Below are 3,423 nucleotides of genomic sequence, written 5' to 3'. Positions count from 1 at the left end.
CCCGTGCGCCCGGCCGGACCGGGAACGGGAGGGGGAGGCGAGGTGACGGAAAGCGATGCGGCACTGGTCGCGCGGGCGCGCGGCGGCGACGGCGCGGCGTTCGAGACGCTGGTGCGCAGGCACCTGCGGTCGGCGTACGCCGTGGCCCTGGCCCAGCTGGGCGAGGAGGCCGACGCGCAGGATGCCGTGCAGGATGCCTTCGTCACCGCCCTCAAGCGCATCGACGAGTGCCGCAAGCCGGACCAGTTCGCCAACTGGCTGTTCTCCATCGTGCGCAACCGCGCCCGCGACCACCGGCGCTACCGGCAGGTGCGCGACGCGCTGCCCCTGGACGCGGCCCGCGAGGCGAGCGACCGCCGCGCGGACCCGGCGCGCGATGCCGAGAACATGGAGCTGCGCGAGGACCTGCTGGGCGCGCTGAGCACGCTGACGGAGCTGCAGCGCGAGGTCATCCTGCTCTACGACGTGGAGGGCTGGAGCCACAAGGAGATCGCGGCCAGGCTGGGGATCTCCGACGGGTCGGCCCGCGTGCACCTGTTCAACGCGCGCCGCGCCCTGCGCGAGCGCCTGACGGAAGGACATCGGGAGGAAACGTGAACATCGACGACGGCTTCCGCGACCTGGCGCCGCTCGATCCCACCCGGGACGCCGAGCGCTGGGAGCGCATGGTGACGGGGATCACGGCGGCGGCGGCGCCGGAGCTGGCCCGCCGGGCACGCCTGCCCGCCCCGGGGATGATGATGCTGATCGCGGACTGGGTGCGTCCCACCCTCTCCGCCGCGGCGGTCATGGCCGCCGCGGCCGGGGCCTTTCTCTTCACCGGCACGCAGCCGGCCGCGGCCGAGACGGCCAGCCTGGCGTCGCAGCTGGGCTACTCCAGCAGCGTGGCCACCTGGGTGGACGCCGAGAACGCGCCTTCGGTGGAGGAGATGGTGCTGGGGCTGGAAGGAGCGGCGCAATGAACCGCATGCGCATCCTGGCCGTGCTGACGCTGCTGGTGGTGTTCGTGGCCGGCGGGCTGGTGGGCGCGGCCGTGGCCCACGGTCGCGGCGGCGACGGTCCCCGCGACCGTCCTCCTCGCGGCAACGACCGGCGCGGCCCGCCGCCCATGTTCGCCGAGGGCAGCCCCGTGGCGGAGCGGCTCAAGCTCACGCCCGTGCAACGCGACAGCATCGAGACGCTCACCACGCGCGACCGGGCCCGCGCGGACTCCGTCTTTCGCGAGATGCGGCAGCGGATGCGCAGCCGCTTCGACAGCACCATGACGGCGGTGGATGCCGTGCTCACGCCCGAGCAGCGCGCGGAGTGGCAGAAGATCCGCGAGGAGTGGCAGGCGCGCGAGCGCGAGGGCCGTGGCCGGCGCGGCGGACGCGGCAGGCCGGACCGCGGGCCGTTCCCGGACGGCCCGCCGCCACCACCGCCCACGGATTCAGCCGCGCGGTGACGGACAACGGGGGAGCGCACGCGCGCTCCCCCGTTCTGCGTCCGGGGCCAAAGCCGGGGAGAAACAAAGATTTGCTTTGCGGTGTCCGCATCCACGGCTAGACTGGCCCTGGGCATTGGCCTCGGATCCGGTGATCCGCTTTCATACTCCTCGCGGGAGATCATCATGAAGAAGCTCAGGCTGGCCGTGGACGCGCTGGACGTGGAGACGTTCGAGACAATGGAGATCCCGTGGCTGGTGCACGGGACGGTGCGGGCGCGCGCGGCCGTGGACGCCGCGGCCTTGGCCGACGAGAAGACGGACGCCTCCTGTGAATCGTGCGTCGACTGCCAGTTCTGCAAGTGCAAGGACTCGACGCTCGCCTGAGCGCCGCGCGAGACGTTCCGGATCACGCACAAGGACGCAGGGAGCCGCGCGCTCCCTGCGTCCTTGCTCATTCGTTCGACCAGCGACCTTTCTGAGCCGCTTCAGGACCGGATTCCGATCAGCTCCTCCACGCGGATGATCATCCACGTCTCGCGGGCGCAGCGCTGCAGGATGAATCGGCGCGCCGCGTACCTGCTCGGGGTCAGCCGCGCGACGTTCACCGCGACCGTATCCCCGTCGGGCCGCGCGCCGCCCACGATGACTGACGTGAAGGGGCCGCGGGCACGGCACTGCTGCCGCACGGTCCGCTGCTCCTCCGTCGCGGTGTCGAACTCCGGCGCGGGAGGCAGCCCGCTGGCGAACATGCAGGGTTTGTCCGCGAGGAACGCCGTCGTCCGGATTCCCATCCCCTCGAGCACGTCCTCACGCGCGCGGGAGACCTCCCCCACGTCTTCCGGATCGACGCTCGTGAGGTCCGCACGGCTGTCGAGCGTACGCGGATCGACGAGGAGCACCCCTTCGGACGAGCCGGCCAGCTCAGTGATGACGGCCTGGAAGATCGCCGCATCCCGATCGACGCTGGCGGGAGTTGCTTGTGCTGCGGCCCCATGAGGCCCGGCGAGCAACATGCCGCACCAGAGTGCGCGCATCCAGTTGACAGTCATTCGTATGGACATCGGCTCAAGCGCCTGTCTCAGTAGGTTCGTACGGCGGCGGACAAAGTCACGGGCTGGTGCCCGACAGACCCGAGCAGGTGCGCGAGTTCGGAGTCTCATACCCAAGCGCGTCCGTATGCTCTCGCCCAAGCTTATGATCAATCTCATGGGACAACGTGTGCTCCAGGTTCCGGTTGTCACCCGAGATCGTATCCGAGAAGCGATCGACCCAGTAATCAGCGATCAGCACACCGATCTGGGCGCTGCCCCATCCACCGGCATCGCCCGCCACCGGCGCGAACACCCGCAGTTCTCCCTGCCCGAACAAGCGCCTTCCTTCCGCCGCGAGGCTGGCGCACTCGCCTCCGCGCTGCTCCATCCGGTCCAGCGCCGCGTTGATCGTGTCGGCCCGGGCTCCCGTCGGTGTCGCGGAACGACAGTACGCCTGGGCCCAATCGACCGTCTGTGCCTGGGTGCAATCGGGGACGGTGTCCTGGGGCGAGATGTGATCGTCCAGGTCCTCGTTCTCAGGCGCGGGGCCGGTGCCAGGGTCCGAATCTCCTGGTCCAGGCGGGGATCCGATGGCTCCGCCTCCTTTGCCGATCCCCGTCCCTGGCGCAGGGCAGCTGCTTACGAATGTCAGCTCCCCATCCAGGGCAGCGGCATCAGAGCTGGACATGCAATCACCGCCCCCCTCACCCTGGCACCAATCAAGGTCGAGGTACGGATCGCATTGGGGATGTCCCACGACGATCACGGGCTCCAGCACATAATCGTGGCTCGGCCCGGCTGATGCGGCGCTCGCTCCGGGCGCTGTCGGCGTATCGGCACACGCCGCCGTTACCACTGCGAGTGCACAAATCAGGGACGCCCAAGCTCTTCCGAATCGCATGATCTTCCTGATTTGTTGACTGATCGTGATAAACCACAATGGAACGCCTACCACTGCACCAGCGA

Annotated in this window: 6 protein-coding genes; 4 read left to right on the top strand and 2 right to left on the bottom strand. The window is 69.7% G+C overall.

The features are described 5' to 3' along the window. Window positions 1–42: 42 nt before the first annotated feature. The 4 genes from VFZ20_RS29495 (at window position 43) to VFZ20_RS29480 (ending at window position 1,810) form a co-directional block, all read left to right on the top strand. Entirely contained in the window at window positions 43–597 is a 555-nt protein-coding gene (locus VFZ20_RS29495) for a sigma-70 family RNA polymerase sigma factor (RefSeq protein WP_329687549.1), read from the top strand. After that, complete coding sequence (locus VFZ20_RS29490; protein WP_329687548.1) at window positions 594–962, top strand: hypothetical protein; 369 nt, start codon at window positions 594–596, stop codon at window positions 960–962. Before VFZ20_RS29495 ends, VFZ20_RS29490 begins: the two co-directional genes overlap by 4 nt. Further along, complete coding sequence (locus tag VFZ20_RS29485; RefSeq protein WP_329687547.1) at window positions 959–1,444, top strand: hypothetical protein; 486 nt, start codon at window positions 959–961, stop codon at window positions 1,442–1,444. Before VFZ20_RS29490 ends, VFZ20_RS29485 begins: the two co-directional genes overlap by 4 nt. 165 nt (window positions 1,445–1,609) lie before the next feature. After that, window positions 1,610–1,810 carry a hypothetical protein gene (locus tag VFZ20_RS29480; RefSeq protein ID WP_329687546.1) on the top strand — a complete coding sequence of 67 codons (201 nt, stop codon included), beginning with the start codon at window positions 1,610–1,612 and terminating at the stop codon, window positions 1,808–1,810. Window positions 1,811–1,911: 101 nt separating this feature from the next. On the opposite strand, the gene VFZ20_RS29475 is transcribed toward VFZ20_RS29480, so the two are convergent. Both VFZ20_RS29475 and VFZ20_RS29470 read right to left on the bottom strand, forming a co-directional pair. Then, the gene (locus VFZ20_RS29475) at window positions 1,912–2,487 is read right to left on the bottom strand and encodes a hypothetical protein (protein WP_329687545.1); all 576 of its coding nucleotides are present in this window, start codon (window positions 2,485–2,487) and stop codon (window positions 1,912–1,914) included. A gap of 46 nt (window positions 2,488–2,533) precedes the next feature. Next, window positions 2,534–2,845, bottom strand: a complete 312-nt coding sequence (locus tag VFZ20_RS29470; protein ID WP_329687544.1) for a hypothetical protein — start codon at window positions 2,843–2,845, stop codon at window positions 2,534–2,536. Between the last annotated feature and the right edge of the window lie 578 nt (window positions 2,846–3,423).

Source organism: Longimicrobium sp. (genome assembly GCF_036280135.1).
Classification (GTDB): domain Bacteria; phylum Gemmatimonadota; class Gemmatimonadetes; order Longimicrobiales; family Longimicrobiaceae; genus Longimicrobium.
The sequence above is the reverse complement of the archived record's forward strand: the minus strand, read 5'-3'. Positions and strand labels throughout refer to the sequence as shown.

What these genes read in the sequence shown, in the direction of transcription:
- VFZ20_RS29480 (WP_329687546.1), top strand. Translation starts at nt 1,610, where the DNA reads ATGAAGAAGCTCAGGCTGGCCGTGGACGCGCTGGACGTGGAGACGTTC.
- VFZ20_RS29470 (WP_329687544.1), bottom strand. Translation starts at nt 2,845, where the DNA reads ATGGAGCAGCGCGGAGGCGAGTGCGCCAGCCTCGCGGCGGAAGGAAGG.
- VFZ20_RS29485 (WP_329687547.1), top strand. Translation starts at nt 959, where the DNA reads ATGAACCGCATGCGCATCCTGGCCGTGCTGACGCTGCTGGTGGTGTTC.
- VFZ20_RS29475 (WP_329687545.1), bottom strand. Translation starts at nt 2,487, where the DNA reads ATGTCCATACGAATGACTGTCAACTGGATGCGCGCACTCTGGTGCGGC.